Source organism: Acinetobacter sp. YH01010, from assembly GCF_013420775.1.
GTDB classification, from domain to species: domain Bacteria; phylum Pseudomonadota; class Gammaproteobacteria; order Pseudomonadales; family Moraxellaceae; genus Acinetobacter; species Acinetobacter amyesii.
Map to the genome: position 1 here is coordinate 24,409 of NZ_VOYF01000022.1, position 14,898 is coordinate 39,306.

Sequence of the window (14,898 nt, forward strand, 5' to 3'; positions counted from 1 at the left end):
TGTTTAAGAAACCAGTTCTGTATTCACCAATGGACATTCCACTTGGAAATTGGGTGGAGTTAGGACTGTTTTTCGTAATTCTGCTGCTTGTTCAGGATAGTCCAAAGTGAAATGCAGACCACGAGACTCTTTACGTTCCATTGCACAGCGCACAATCATTTCTGATACCAATACTAAGTTACGGAGTTCAATCAGATTTTTACTGACTTGATAATCTTGATAATACTCGGTGATTTCACGCTTAAGCATTTCAATACGATGGAGCGCACGTTGAAGTCGCTTGGTTGTTCTGACAATACCGACGTAGTTCCACATGGTTTGGCGAAGTTCATCCCAATTCTGCAAAATCACCACGTCTTCATCAGGGTTGGTCACTTGCGAGTCATCCCATTCTGGGACATGAGGCGCCTGATAAGTTCCTTGATGCTGTGCTGTGATATGTGTTGAAGCACTCATACCATAGACGAAACATTCAAGTAAGGAGTTACTTGCCATACGGTTTGCACCATGTAGGCCGGTATAAGAGGTTTCTCCAATGGCATATAGGCCTGGAATATCGGTCTGACTGTTTTCATCAACCACAACGCCACCACAGGTGTAGTGTGCTGCCGGAACCACCGGAATCATTTCTTTGGTAATATCAATACCGAGTTCCATTAAGCGTGCATACAATGTTGGGAAATGTTCTTTGACAAATTCTGCAGGTTTATGGGTGATATCAAGCCAAACATGACGGATTCCTAGACGTTTGATTTCATAATCGATAGCGCGCGCTACGATATCGCGTGGTGCTAATTCTGCACGCTCATCAAAGCGCAGCATAAAGCGTTCACCGTCAGGGAGACGTAAATAGGCACCTTCGCCACGCATTGCTTCGGTAATTAAGAAAGAGCGAGCTTGAGGATGATATAAACAGGTTGGATGGAATTGGTTAAACTCCATATTGGCAACACGGCAGCCTGCACGATAGGCCATGGCAATACCGTCACCAGTCGCAATATCTGGGTTGGATGTATATAAATATGCTTTCATGGCTCCACCACAAGCAAGTGCTGTAAATGGTGCTAGGAAGGTATGTACTTTTTCATTACTTTCATCCAGTGCATAAAGGCCAAGGGCACGATTTTCAGCTTCAGGATTTAATTTTTGTGCGGTGATTAAATCGATTGCAATAAAATTTTCAAAAATATGAATATTGGCTTTTTCTTGTGCACGTTCAACCAATGTTGTGGAAATTGCACGTCCAGTTGCATCCGCTGCATGAATAATACGGCGCTGAGAGTGGCCGCCTTCTCGGGTCAGATGTAGCTGTTCTTGTTCGTCTAAAGTAAATTGCACCCCTTGATTCAGTAGAAAATCGACAGAGGGCTTACCACCTTCAACGGTTTGTTTTACCGCCGCCATTTCACATAAATGTGCACCTGCAATCATGGTGTCATCGATATGTTGTTCAATGGAATCTGTTTTATCGAGGACGGCTGCCACGCCACCTTGGGCAAAATATGTACTGGCATCCGTCAGCGTCGACTTAGCTAAAACAGCAATATTAAAATGATCTGGTAACGAGAGGGCTAAACTTAAACCTGCACCGCCACTTCCCACAATAATCACATCAAATTGATGTGTCGTGTTTAAATTAGACATGTCCATCAGCTAATTTTAAAAATGTCCGATCATCACAACTGTTTTTGCCTAAAAACGCAATGACTATAAATTAACTAAATAATGAAAAATATTCATGGATCTGTAATATTTAAGGAATGTTTAAGATTGTTTATCCTAAATATTCATCAAACATTTTATTACGAAGCCTAGACTTGCATTGTGATAAAAACTAACGTATTTCAAATGATAAGCACAATTGAGTGAATGCTAACAATGAATAAATCGTATTTACAAAAGGGACTTTATGCAGCTGTGTTTACGGTTGCTAGCGTACAAACGCAGGCAGCAGGTCCTGTTGATTTTTCCAATTTGGTTGAACAGGTCAGCCCAGCTGTCGTAAGCGTGAATGTGGTTAAAAAGCTCAGTCAAGAAGAGCTTTTACAGCAGCAAGTCCCAGAAATATTACGACGCTTTTTTGGTAATCAGGTCGTTATCCCGCAGCAAAAAATGCCGCAAGAAAAGACCGGTTATGGAAGCGCATTCTTTATTAGTAAAGATGGTTATCTATTAACTAATCACCATGTGGTAGAAGATGCATCGAAAGTCACCATCGTATTGAATGACCGCCGTGAAATTGATGCCACCGTTGTGGGTAGTGATGAGCGGACTGATGTGGCTTTGCTAAAGGTGAAAGGTTCAAATTTTCCAGAGCTACGCACAGGTAATGTTGACCGTTTACGTGTAGGTGAGCCAGTGTTGGCTATTGGTTCACCATTTGGTTTTGACTATTCAGCTTCGGCAGGGATTGTCAGTGCGAAAATGCGCAATATGATGGGAGAAACCTCGGTTCCATTTATTCAAACCGATGTGGCATTGAACCCCGGAAACTCAGGCGGCCCTTTATTTAACCAGTCTGGTGAAGTGGTTGGGGTGAACTCTCGTATCTTTAGTGGTACGGGTGGTTATATGGGTTTATCGTTCTCGATTCCTATTGATGTGGCGATGGATGTTGCAGACCAATTAAAGAAAAACGGCAAGGTGACACGTGCTTACTTAGGCGTTATGCTGCAAGATATCGATCGGAATCTTGCTGAATCCTATAACCTTTCAAAACCTGAGGGCTCATTGATTACTCAAGTTGCACCGAATTCACCCGCAGCAAAAGCTGGCTTTAAAGCGGGTGATGTCATTTTGAAATTTAATGGTACACCGATTTCACGTACTGGCGAACTACTGAATTATCTCAATCGTACAGGTCCTAATCAAAGTATTCAGCTTGAAGTATTACGTGATGATAAACGCCAAAACATTTCAGCAACCTTGATCACTGCACCAGATGATACGCCTGCAAAAGCTGAAATTGCACCTGTGAAAAAAGGCCCGGTGATTGGGGTGTCAATTCGTAATTTAACTGCAGATGAATTAAAGCAACTGAGTGTGAAAGGTGGTGTATTAATTCAAGATGTACGAGCTAGTGGTATTGCTGCACAAGCGCGAATTCAGCCGGGTGACGTTGTGACTCAAGTTAATAATAAAGCTGTGAATAATGCAGAAGATTTTGTGAAAGTTATTTCAGAATTGAAAAATGGCAGCATTGCACGTGTTTCTTTGATTCGTCAGGGGCAACGTGCGATTGTGGGCATGCGCATTCAATAATGATTTGCTGAATGAAAACCACTCCAAGCGAGTGGTTTTTTTAACTTTAGTGTTTTTGCAATTTACCCTTAGATAAAAATGAGTAGACTGTGGAGCATATTTTAAAATTTGCAGGACGCTATGAGCGATATCTTTGATTTAAAAATTACAGTTCAAGCTGAACATATCGACACATTAAATCATGTGAATAACGTGGTGTACGTCAGTTGGATGCAAGATGTCGCGACAGCACATATTGAAGCCTTGGGTTTAGGTTTAAAAGAATATATTGAATTGAAGCATGCCATGGTTGCTGTTGAGCATCATGTGCAATATCGCAAAGCAGCAGTTGAAGGTGAGGAGATTATTCTGCGAACGTGGCTCAATGATATCAATGCGTTGTATTCATTTCGTCAGTATGTATTTTATCGACCTAAAGACAAAGCGATATTATTTACAGGCAATACGCAGTGGGCATGCATTGAAATTGCCACAGGTCGTCCAAAACGCATGTCGCCAACCTTTACCCAAGCGTATCAACCTATTGCGGATAGCCTAAATCCGCTGGATTTTAGTGCTTATGATCTTTGAGTTTGATTTTATCGCAAAATTTCAAACCAAGACTAGCCAAGTTCTCCATGTAGGATGAATGACTTGCATAAAAGCAATGCATTATTTTCGATACTTTGAAAAATCCATCTGCTATAATCCTCGGCAATTTCTATTCGGCTTTTGCTATGCATAAAGAATTGCATGTATAGCGCTTTTATTTTTCCAAGGTAGCCCATGGCGCAAGCTAAAAAATCTGTTGATATAAAAAACATTCGTAACTTCTCGATCATTGCGCATATCGACCATGGTAAGTCGACCCTTGCCGACCGATTTATTCAAACTTGTGGTGGTTTGCAAGATCGTGAAATGCAGGCGCAGGTTCTAGATTCTATGGAATTGGAACGTGAGCGTGGTATTACGATTAAAGCTGCGTCAGTGACTTTGTATTACACCCATCCTAATGGTGAAGAATACCAACTCAACTTCATTGACACACCGGGGCACGTTGACTTTTCTTATGAAGTTTCACGTTCATTGGCTGCGTGTGAAGGTGCACTATTGGTTGTCGATGCTGCACAAGGGGTAGAAGCACAATCTGTAGCGAATTGCTATACCGCAATTGAACAAGGTTTAGAAGTCCTACCTGTTTTAAATAAAATTGATTTGCCGCAAGCAGAGCCAGAGCGTGTTATTCAAGAAATTGAAGACATTATTGGTATCGAAGCGACTGAAGCACCTACATGTTCAGCTAAAACCGGTCTAGGCATTGAAGGGGTGCTTGAAACACTGGTAAATGTTATTCCTGCACCCGAAGGCGATCGTAATGCACCATTACAAGCCTTAATTGTTGACTCTTGGTTCGACAACTATTTGGGCGTGGTTTCTTTAGTTCGTATTAAAGAAGGTCGTGTGCGTAAAGGCGATAAAATGTTGATGAAATCAACTGGTCAAACGCACATCATCACCTCAGTAGGTATTTTTAATCCTAAACATACAGAAACTGACATGCTCGAAGCAGGTGAAGTTGGTTTCGTGATCGCGGGTATTAAAGATATTTTTGGTGCTCCAGTTGGTGATACGATTACCTTGGCAACTACACCAGAAGTTCAAAGCTTACCGGGTTTCAAAAAAGTGAAACCACAGGTCTATGCAGGTTTATTCCCAATCGATTCAAGTGAATTTGAACCGTTCCGTGAGGCGCTGCACAAACTGCAAATTAATGACTCAGCGTTGTTCTTTGAACCTGAAAGTTCAGATGCACTTGGTTTTGGCTTCCGTTGTGGCTTCTTGGGTATGCTGCACATGGAAATTGTACAAGAACGTTTAGAACGTGAGTATGATCTGGACCTGATTTCTTCAGCACCAACCGTAATTTATGAAGCGGTGATGAAAAATGGTCAAACTATTTACATCGATAGTCCTTCTAAAATGCCGGATGGTTCAACAGTTGAAGATTTACGTGAGCCAATTGCTGAATGTCATATCTTGGTACCGCAAGAGTACTTGGGTAATGTGATGACGTTATGTGTTGAACGTCGTGGCGTTCAAAAAAATATGAAGTTTATGGCGAACCAAGTAGCGATCACGTTTGAAATCCCAATGGCTGAAGTAGTGATGGATTTCTTTGATAAATTGAAATCATGTTCACGCGGTTTTGCATCGTTAGACTATAACTTTGTGCGTTTTGAGAGTTCATCTTTGGTTAAGGTGGATGTGCTAATTAATGGTGAGAAGGTTGATGCCTTGGCCATGATTTGTCACCGCCAAGATGCTCGTCACCGTGGTATTGCTTTAGTTGAAAAAATGAAAGACTTGATTCCACGTCAAATGTTTGATGTGGCTATTCAAGCAGCAATTGGCGCGCAAATCATTGCACGTTCAACTGTAAAAGCGATGCGTAAAAACGTTTTGGCTAAATGTTATGGTGGTGACGTGTCGCGTAAGAAGAAACTTCTTGCGAAACAAAAAGAAGGTAAGAAACGTATGAAACAAGTGGGCAGCGTCGAAATCCCACAAGAAGCGTTCCTTGCGGTATTGAAAGTAGAAAGATAATAAATAGAGGTTTATGAGCTCATGGATTTTGACTTTAATTTGATCCTTGTTCCTGCCACAGTCATTTTTTTCTTAATTTGGCTGTTGGATAAGTTTGTCTGGAAACAACGACAGACCAAAGGTAAAGGGAATGAAAATGTCGTTATCGCATGGGCTTATGACTTTTGGCCGATTCTAGCGATAGTTTTGGTAATGCGTTCATTCTTATATGAGCCATTTAATATTCCATCAGACTCTATGGTTCCAACTTTAGAGACAGGTGATTTTATTGTGGTGAATAAATATCAGTATGGCGTACGATTACCTATTATTAATAAAAAAATTATTGATGTTGGTGAGCCTGAACGTGGAGATGTCATTGTATTCCGTTATCCACCACAACCAACCATTAGCTATATTAAACGTGTGGTTGGTTTACCAGGGGATCATATTATTTATGATCATGGTCAACTGAGTGTGAATGGTCAGAAAGTGGCAAAAGTTCCTGTGGAATTTAGCCGTGAAAAAGATCAACTCGACACACCTACATCGATTTATCATAAAGAAACCATGGGTAAGCATACGTTTACCATGCGTGAGCTTGAAGGTGTCAATGTTGCGCGCCAAGCGCCATTTATCAACTATGTTGAAAATGGTAAATATTCAACAGAAAATGGTTTATATTGGGAAGTTAAGGTTCCTAAAGGTCACTATTTCGCGATGGGGGATAATCGTGATCAAAGTGCGGACAGTCGTTTTTGGGGCTTTGTGCCGGAAGAAAATCTCACTGGACGTGCTTTTTACAAGTGGATGCATAAGGAACCTGGTTTAAAACTGCCTTCATTTAGTCGTAATGGCAGTATTGATTAGTCTTACATCAGGAAAATAAAATGAGACATCAACGGGGAACGTCTTATATAGCAATTTTAATTGCTATTATTGGTTTTGCTTTTTTAGCTAAAGCATTAATTGCGGTTTGGGGACCGTATGTTGACGACCGTCTCGTCAACAATGAAATTGAAGATTTGATGAAGAGCAGTCCTAAAAATATTGCTCCGAGTAAGTTTGAGTCACAAATGTCACAGCGTTTAGATATGAATGGTGTGCGTGATTTAAACTTTAAAGATATTGCTCAAGTCACTAATGTAGACGGTCTACAAGTGAAAACAGATTATGAAATAAGAAAACCTTTCTTATTGAATATTGATATTGTGTTGAAGTTCGAGAAAAGTTTTGATCAAAGCTCAGTCCAAGCTAAATGAAGCTCGTTTAGCAAGTCGTATCGGTTATCAGTTTAAACAACCTGAATTGTTACAACTGGCCTTGACCCACCGATCGGTGAGCCATAAATACAATTATGAACGCCTAGAATATCTGGGCGATTCATTATTGGGTATGATAATTGCCAATTATCTGTACCATGCCTACCCGCATGAAAATGAAGGGCGTCTAACGCGTATGCGTGCAACACTGGTTCGTCAGGAAGCGCTAGGTAAAATTGCCAATGACTTAAAACTCAGTCAAGAATTAATCTTGAGTACAGGTGAGTTGAAATCTGGCGGTCATCATCGCGAGTCTATACTTGCGGATACCGTTGAATCGATCATTGGTGCAATCTATGTCGATTGTCAGGATTTAAAAATTCTGGAACCGATTGTTCTTAAATGGTATGTGCCATATTTAGATCATATTGAACCGACCGATCAACTGAAAGACCCTAAATCACGTTTACAAGAGTATTTACAAGCACGTAAAAAACCTCTCCCGGTTTACGAGGTTGTAGATATTCAGGGTGATGCTCCGAACCAACATTTTAAAGTTGAATGTACAGTTGAAGGGCTCCCTGTTAAATACGGTGAAGGTTCAAGCCGTCGCTTTGCTGAACAGGCAGTAGCGGCAGAAATCTTAGAAATTTTGGAGAAAAAGTCTTAATGACTACTCATTCCGATCACGTAGATGCTGATCACGAGTCGCAAGGCGACAGTAACGATTTAATTAGTCAGTTTTTTAGTGCACAAGGCACTGAAATTCCAGCCGATTTTAAAAGTGGGTTTGTGGCGATTGTTGGTCGTCCAAACGTGGGTAAATCAACGTTGATGAACCATATTTTGGGTCAAAAACTTTCCATTACCTCTCGTAAACCACAGACCACACGTCATAAAATTGTGGGTATTGACTCACGCGAAAAATCTCAAGCGGTATTTGTAGATACCCCGGGGATGCACAAAAAAGAAGTCCGTGCCATCAATAAAATGATGAACCGTGCGGCACATTCTGCACTTCGTGATGTGAACTTAGTTTTGTTTGTGATTGATGCAGACAAATGGACACAGAATGATGATTTAGTGTTAGAAAAACTAAAAAATGCCGATATGCCAGTGATTCTTGTGATCAATAAAATTGATACACTAGAGAATAAAAACCATGCATTACCATTGATACAAGAGCGTGCAAAATTAATGAATTTTGCAGAAATTGTTCCTGTATCAGCATTACGTGGTGCAAATTTAGATCATTTGCGCAGCACGATTGAGAAATATTTACCATTCCAACCACCACTGTATTCACTTGAGCAATTGACTGATCGTTCAGAGCGTTTCCTTGCCTCTGAAATTATCCGTGAAAAAATCATGCGCCAATTGGGTGAAGAGCTTCCTTATGATCTAACCGTTCAAATTGAGTCGTTTAAAACAGAAGAAGCAACGGTTAATCCAAAAACTGGTCGTCCTAAAGCGGCGTGTACCTATATTGATGCGACGATTTTTGTTGATCGCTCTGGCCAAAAAGCCATTGTGATTGGTGAAAAAGGTGCCAAACTGAAGAAAATCGGTATGGATGCACGTGTGGATATGGAAAAAATGTTCGAGCAAAAAATCATGCTAACACTTTGGGTGAAAGTCAAAGGTGGTTGGTCTGATGATGAACGTGCATTGAAAAGCTTGGGTTATAGCGATATTTAATTGCTAGACATTTAAAACTTTGAGGGAAGAGTAATGATGAAAGTATTAGCTGTAGTGGCGTTTGTATTGTTTCTACAAGGGTGTATTCATAAAATCGTTACTGTTCCTGTCAAAGTGGCTTATAAAACCACAAAAGGCGTGGTCAAAGGGACCGCTGCAGTTGTAGGTGCAGTCATTCCAGATGGGGATGATGAAGAAGACGAAAAGAAAAAGAAAGACAAGGATTAATATTTTAAATCATGCGTAATGAGATACTGCATGGTTATTTAATTCACCATCGTAAATATCGTGAAAAAAGTCATATCGTGCACCTGTTTACGCAGGAGCATGGCCGAGTTGACGGTATTCTCAGACAAACACCTCCGCCACAGTATCAACCGATTTGCTTGCAAGCATCCGGCAAGTCTGAACTTAAAAATTTCAGTAAACTTGAAATTGTAAATCAACCCATTTTCTTTTTTGGGGATGCTTTTTTTTCAGGGTTTTATTTGAATGAAGTCTTATTGAGGCTATGTCCCTTAGAGGTTGAGATGCCAGAGACATTTGCTCAATATGCGCATACATTAGAACAACTCCAATGCATGTCTGCGCAGGACAATCCTGATCTTTTTTTGCGACAAATCCTTAGACAGTTTGAGCATGAGTTGCTTGAAGAATTGGGTTATGCGCTAGATTATTCAACTGATGCAAATCAACAGCAAATTCAGCTTCATGAAAATTATCAATTTCATTTAAATGAAGGTTTTCAACCTGTCATTAAAGCCTCACGCGCAACATTGTCAGGTCAACATATTTTAAGTATGTGTGATTATGAAAAAGGTGGGGAATTTAATTCTGAACAGTTACAATTACTGTCTAAGTTGTACCGACAAATGATTACTTCCTTGCTTGGCGATCGTCCATTAAAAAGTCGTCAATTGTGGATACAGAATTCTCAAACTCAACGTCATTAGGAAAGAATTATGGCAGCTTTGCTTGGTGTAAATATTGACCATGTGGCAACACTACGAAATGCACGTGGGACAACTTATCCAGATCCTGTGAATGCCGCAATTATTTGTGAGCAAGCGGGGGCGGAAGGGATTACGCTGCATTTACGTGAAGATCGTCGCCATATTAAAGATGATGATGTACGTCGTATGCGTTCTGTATTAAAAACCCATATGAACCTTGAAATGGCAGTGACCAATGAAATGGTTGAATTTGCCAAAGAGATTCAGCCGCATCATGTATGCTTTGTTCCTGAAAAGCGTGAAGAAGTCACGACTGAAGGCGGTCTAGATGTGGTTGGGCATTTTGAAGATGTGAAAAACGCGACTCAAGCACTCGCGGCGATTGGTTGCGAAGTTTCATTATTTATTGATGCTGACTTTGCTCAAATTGATGCAGCGATTGCCTGTGGTGCGCCTACGATTGAGTTGCATACAGGTGCATATGCAGATGCTGAAACACCTGAAGCGCAGAAAGCAGAGCTGGAACGTATTATTCGAGGTGCTGAATATGCCGCATCTAAAGGTTTGATTGTGAACGCTGGCCATGGCTTAAATATTGACAATGTCACTCCGATTGCGCGCATTGCGCAAATTCATGAACTAAATATTGGTCACTCGATTATTGCTGATGCAGTGTTTATTGGATTGGCACAGTCTGTAAAACAAATGAAAGCTGCGATTAAAGCCGCACGTTAATTTTTAAGTAAAGTATATGTCAAATATTGATTATGATGCCCTAATGAAGCCAGTCATTGGCTTCTTGGGGTGTGAAACACCAAAAGCATGGCTAGATGAAGCTTTAAATAATTTGGATATCCTGATGCAGGATCATGCCAATTGTGAAAAGAAAGCAGCAAGTACAGCAATGAATTTGATGTTTCGTTATAGTTTTTTCTCGGATTTACAAATCAAACTGGCACAGCTAGTACGCGAAGAAATGCTTCATTATGAGCAAGTGCTGGAACTGATGGCAAAACGTGGTCAGGAATGGACTGCAATCAGTGCTGGTCGGTATGCGGGTGGTTTACGTAAAGAAGTGAGGACTTATGAGCCAGAAGCGTTAATTGATATTTTGGTGATCGGCGCATTCGTTGAAGCACGTTCATGCGAACGTTTCTATGCGCTTGCACCGCACGTGGATGAAGAGTTGGGTCGTTACTACCGCTATTTGCTAAAGTCTGAATCACGCCATTATGAGGACTATTTAGCATTGGCCATGGATGTGGCGACGACCAATAAGCTAAAGAACCCGAAAGAAGATATTCAGATGCGTATTGAGCATATTCGTGAAGTTGAAAAAAATCTGATTAGCAGCCCAGATGAGTTATTCCGCTTTCATAGTGGTGTGCCAGTCAAAGCAGCTTGATAAAATAATCCTCCAAAATGGGGGATTTTTTATGCACTTAAAATAAACGATAATAAGAATTATTTACAATTGTCTTGGGTGAATCTAAAATGAAACGATCTCTATGAATCAAACAATTTAAGCTCACTTATTCAATATGAAATTACAATTCACTTTACTCTGTATCGCTTTGTGTGCGGTTGGTCAGGCTCAAGCGCATTATCCTTATGTTGCACCTCTAAACTATCAAACATTTAATAATCATAGTGCCATTCTTTCTGGTTTTTATGACAATCCGTTTGTTTCTGAAATAGCCATTAAAAATTTTAATTTCCATGTACATACACCGTCTGGTGAAAAGCTGCATTTAACGGATGCTGATTGGGCAAAAACTCAAACAGTCAGCAGTTATAGTTTAGAAAATAAGCAGGATGGCACGTATCGTATTCGCGGTGAAAAGCAAGGAAGTACAGCGCGTTTTGCTTATGATCAAAAGCAGTGGAAAGCGTTAATCAATGGTGTGCGTGATCCTCAAAAAACAGCGAATGCAAATGTCATTTATACGGCCGAGTTGACTAAAAAGTCGCAAATCAAAAGTATTCAAACTCAAGAAATCATTGAAACTTTTGTATCGCGCCGTGTAACGTCTACACAAGTGGTGAATCATTTGCATGATGGCTTTGATGTGCAATTTAAAACTCATCCGAATGCCATTATGCAAAATGAGCCAGTACAACTGAAAGTGCTAGATCATAAAAAAGCGGTTGCGGGTTTGCAGATTGAAATTTTGCAGCAAACAACGGATTACAGCCGTGAAGGAAAAGTTTATAAAACGCTTAAAACTGATCAAGATGGACACTTGAATTTTAACCTATCAGATCGTGGTCAGTATTTACTGAAAATTGACTATCAACAGCCTTTTGAAATGAAAGGTGATGCATTAAAACGATATAAATATACCTTGAGTTTTAATGTGATCTAAGGTGATTAGAAGAGAAAAAGCTCTGCGATTTGCGGAGCTTTTTTATGAAAATGATTTAGCTATCTTTAGGTTCAAGATAAAACATCAGTAAACCTATCAATAAAATTAAACTGGTTTGAGTGAAAAAGTGTTTATTAAAACCACCATAATATTGCTGCGAATAGCCCGCAATCAGTAAATAACCCGTTAAATAAAGCAATCGATAATATCGGCTCTCAAAACAATAACAGACACTTGCAAAACATAAAATCAGGCAACCAATCACCATATAGTGGATATCCCAAATGATGGTGTTGATAGCAAATAAAAGTGCTGAAAGTGCGCCGATAGATAAATTACGAAGGCTTTCAAACCCTTGAAAGATATGCATCAAAGCAAGTATGAAGAGTGGTAATAGAGCAAGTGCATATTTTATTTTCATACTGTTTTGCGTCATGAGCATAAAATTTTGCTGTTTCTCAACAATGGGGCTACTACTGATGCTTAGCCTAAGCCATTGCAGGGTTAAGTGTTCAGGGATGTTGGTTTTAACTAAAAATTTGAGAGTGGCTTGTGGTGGAATAATATAATTTTCTTGGAAATCATGGCCATAAAAGATCCAAGACTTATTGGTCCCCAATGTGTGATATTGCGTATTTTTTTGAGTTGAGATGTTAAAGAGTTGTCCAGTTGCATTTAAACCAGCTTTCATACATGGTGTTTCTTTCTCGTGATCAATACATAACGGCAGTACCGAAATTTCAAGATCTTTTCGAGTTTGTTGCTGACCTGCAAAATCAATATGGACATACAGTTGATCTGATTGGTTTTGCAGCATAATCGGTGTGCTCGCCCAATATTGTCCTTCTGTCATCTCGTTCAATACAGATTCAGATATTTCGCGAATAATATTGTGATTTTGAATCTGCTGAGGTGGAACCAACCATTGTAGGTTGCTGTCAAGAAGGGTGTTAGATTCACTATTATATAAATTGGGTGGTGTTTTGAAATGTTGCTCAATTTCACTTTCGGGTGTGCAGCTCACCAAATAAATTGCAAATGGGCTGATAAAAATTAAAAGAAAAATGAATGCAGTGAGATAGTGTTTTAAGGCAGTTTTATTTGATTCAGCATCAACTTGAATGAACATTTTTTTATTTTAATGACAATGACTTATAGATTATATGTAAATCATAGTCATTAAAAAAGCCCATTTAAATAAATGGGCTTTAGAATTTGGCTCTCCAACCTGGGCTCGAACCAGGGACCTGCGGATTAACAGTCCGTCGCTCTACCGACTGAGCTATTGGAGAATCTGAATGCGATTATAAGCAGATTTTGAAGAGGGTCAAGCTAAAAATACCAATATGAGGAGAAATGCGTGATAGATGTTTTTTATTTGAACAAAAAGAAGGATTTTTTAGAAAAAATGAATCTTAGGCTTGCAAAGAAAAAATTCAATTGATAGTCTGAATGCAACAACAGAGCGTTTAAACATATGTTTAAACAGTGTGGATTTAAACCCAACTTGCCAGCACTAAAATGGCTAAACAGGAGAAAGCGAATGAATACGCTGACTATTTCTCAGATTTTTTCAAATTTTTCTTTTTACCAAGAAAACTATCTTTCCATTATTAGTAATCAAGAGCAATATCAAACACCTGTCGAAGGTGCATACGTTGACGTTTGGCCTTTGGGTCGACGTGACTTGGCATTGGGTGATTTATTACAACTGTGGTTTAGTGAAAAATGGTTGATCAATGTACCATGTCATTTACGTTTTGAACATAAAGATGATGGTCGTCGTGTGCCTTTAAAACGCAAGCAAGATTTGTATTTATACCAATTGGCAGGTAATGCATTATCAGGCTCAAATTGTTCTAAAGTATGGTCTATCTCAGAACAACGGGAACTTCGTGTTGAGTTAGATAGTGCTTTAAAATATTACTGCTTTCAAAAGGGCAGTAATCGCATTGATCTAAGCGAAGGCCAATTAATTCGTGCCTTACATTCAGCAATTTAAGTTTGAATCATCATCTGCTCGCATTGAATTGCGAGCAGAAAAATAAAATATTAAGGACGTATAATCATGCAGGTTGCAGTTGCATGTGCATAAAGTTTGCCATTGTCATCAATAATTTTCCCTTCAGAAATCCCTAAATTTGTACTGATATTAATGACTGTTCCTATCGCTGTAAGTTCAACATCCTTTGGGATTGGGCGACACATTTTTATATTTAAGTCGATGGTGCCATAACCTACACCTGCCTCTAATAACGTGTGAATGGCACAACCTGTCACAGAGTCGAGTACAGTAGCAGCAAAGCCACCATGCACGCCGCCTAGCGGATTTAAGTGTCGTGCATCTGCTTTAGCCTTAAAGCTAATACTGCCCTTAGATACTTCATAAGGCAATAGTTTCGCTAATACTTGCAGGAGGAATTTTCCCTGCACACATGGCTTGTAGAAGTTGCAGTCCGGTCATTTCTTTTGGGTTCATTATTCTGGCCTATTTTACGAGTTCTAAAAAGGAATCTAAGTTTAACATAGCTAATTGTTGAAATTATTGTCAAGTTGATTCTTTGAAGCTTTCATTGAGTAATCTTGCATTTAGTATTTTGGTATTGGCTAAAATCGGTGAGGAGTGTGTTCAGGAGGCATGGCATTTAACTGGCATACGCCGTCGTCTTAGAGGTGGTCCCACATGTTTGAACAACTAAAAGCGTATTTATAAGTGATATTCCGCTCTAGTTAAGCCACCTTGTTTTGTTGGGGTAGCTGATCATAGTAAAACTCATTTGGTGTCATTTTGTCTAG

The 14,898-nt window shown here is 39.7% G+C and carries 15 protein-coding genes, 1 tRNA gene and 1 pseudogene; 13 read left to right on the forward strand and 4 right to left on the reverse strand.

Features of this window, described 5'->3' with window-relative positions:
- Positions 1–3 precede the first annotated feature (3 nt).
- Entirely contained in the window at positions 4–1,650 is a 1,647-nt protein-coding gene (gene nadB, locus FTT77_RS15270) for an L-aspartate oxidase (RefSeq protein WP_180109509.1), read from the reverse strand.
- A gap of 228 nt (positions 1,651–1,878) precedes the next feature.
- On the opposite strand from nadB, the gene FTT77_RS15275 reads away from it, so the two are divergent.
- The 12 genes from FTT77_RS15275 to FTT77_RS15330 all read left to right on the forward strand — a co-directional run bounded on the left by FTT77_RS15275 (position 1,879) and on the right by FTT77_RS15330 (position 12,102).
- Positions 1,879–3,261 (forward strand): Do family serine endopeptidase, encoded by a 1,383-nt coding sequence (locus FTT77_RS15275; protein ID WP_168378034.1) that lies wholly within the window; start codon positions 1,879–1,881, stop codon positions 3,259–3,261.
- A gap of 120 nt (positions 3,262–3,381) precedes the next feature.
- Positions 3,382–3,831: a thioesterase family protein gene (locus FTT77_RS15280; RefSeq protein ID WP_078190331.1), complete on the forward strand. Its 450-nt coding sequence runs from the start codon at positions 3,382–3,384 to the stop codon at positions 3,829–3,831.
- 195 nt (positions 3,832–4,026) lie between these two features.
- Positions 4,027–5,844, forward strand: a complete 1,818-nt coding sequence (gene lepA, locus FTT77_RS15285) for a translation elongation factor 4 (RefSeq protein ID WP_180007636.1) — start codon at positions 4,027–4,029, stop codon at positions 5,842–5,844.
- Positions 5,845–5,865: 21 nt separating this feature from the next.
- The gene (gene lepB, locus FTT77_RS15290; RefSeq protein ID WP_180109508.1) at positions 5,866–6,693 is read left to right on the forward strand and encodes a signal peptidase I; all 828 of its coding nucleotides are present in this window, start codon (positions 5,866–5,868) and stop codon (positions 6,691–6,693) included.
- A gap of 20 nt (positions 6,694–6,713) precedes the next feature.
- Positions 6,714–7,085 carry a DUF4845 domain-containing protein gene (locus FTT77_RS15295; RefSeq protein ID WP_180007637.1) on the forward strand — a complete coding sequence of 124 codons (372 nt, stop codon included), beginning with the start codon at positions 6,714–6,716 and terminating at the stop codon, positions 7,083–7,085.
- A complete protein-coding gene (rnc, locus tag FTT77_RS15300; RefSeq protein WP_111883979.1) occupies positions 7,057–7,755 on the forward strand; it encodes a ribonuclease III in 699 nt (232 codons plus the stop codon). The genes FTT77_RS15295 and rnc overlap by 29 nt, the downstream gene beginning before the upstream one ends.
- A complete protein-coding gene (gene era / locus FTT77_RS15305; protein WP_067765139.1) occupies positions 7,755–8,783 on the forward strand; it encodes a GTPase Era in 1,029 nt (342 codons plus the stop codon). The genes rnc and era overlap by 1 nt, the downstream gene beginning before the upstream one ends.
- A gap of 33 nt (positions 8,784–8,816) precedes the next feature.
- The gene (locus tag FTT77_RS15310; RefSeq protein ID WP_180109507.1) at positions 8,817–9,011 is read left to right on the forward strand and encodes an NF038104 family lipoprotein; all 195 of its coding nucleotides are present in this window, start codon (positions 8,817–8,819) and stop codon (positions 9,009–9,011) included.
- Positions 9,012–9,019: 8 nt separating this feature from the next.
- Entirely contained in the window at positions 9,020–9,736 is a 717-nt protein-coding gene (gene recO, locus FTT77_RS15315; RefSeq protein WP_180063440.1) for a DNA repair protein RecO, read from the forward strand.
- A gap of 9 nt (positions 9,737–9,745) precedes the next feature.
- Positions 9,746–10,471, forward strand: a complete 726-nt coding sequence (gene pdxJ, locus FTT77_RS15320; RefSeq protein ID WP_180040118.1) for a pyridoxine 5'-phosphate synthase — start codon at positions 9,746–9,748, stop codon at positions 10,469–10,471.
- Between the two features lie 16 nt (positions 10,472–10,487).
- Positions 10,488–11,141 carry a tRNA-(ms[2]io[6]A)-hydroxylase gene (locus tag FTT77_RS15325; protein ID WP_078190322.1) on the forward strand — a complete coding sequence of 218 codons (654 nt, stop codon included), beginning with the start codon at positions 10,488–10,490 and terminating at the stop codon, positions 11,139–11,141.
- Positions 11,142–11,277: 136 nt separating this feature from the next.
- A complete protein-coding gene (locus FTT77_RS15330; RefSeq protein ID WP_180109506.1) occupies positions 11,278–12,102 on the forward strand; it encodes a DUF4198 domain-containing protein in 825 nt (274 codons plus the stop codon).
- 55 nt (positions 12,103–12,157) lie between these two features.
- Here the strand turns inward: FTT77_RS15330 and FTT77_RS15335 are convergent, their stop codons facing one another.
- Positions 12,158–13,231 carry a hypothetical protein gene (locus FTT77_RS15335; protein ID WP_180109505.1) on the reverse strand — a complete coding sequence of 358 codons (1,074 nt, stop codon included), beginning with the start codon at positions 13,229–13,231 and terminating at the stop codon, positions 12,158–12,160.
- Between the two features lie 87 nt (positions 13,232–13,318).
- Positions 13,319–13,394 (reverse strand) — tRNA-Asn (locus FTT77_RS15340).
- A 251-nt stretch (positions 13,395–13,645) separates the two neighbouring features.
- On the opposite strand from FTT77_RS15340, the gene FTT77_RS15345 reads away from it, so the two are divergent.
- The gene (locus FTT77_RS15345; protein WP_180109504.1) at positions 13,646–14,104 is read left to right on the forward strand and encodes a hypothetical protein; all 459 of its coding nucleotides are present in this window, start codon (positions 13,646–13,648) and stop codon (positions 14,102–14,104) included.
- A 50-nt stretch (positions 14,105–14,154) separates the two neighbouring features.
- On the opposite strand, the pseudogene FTT77_RS15350 reads toward FTT77_RS15345, so the two are convergent.
- A pseudogene (locus FTT77_RS15350) lies at positions 14,155–14,584 on the reverse strand (PaaI family thioesterase).
- Between the last annotated feature and the right edge of the window lie 314 nt (positions 14,585–14,898).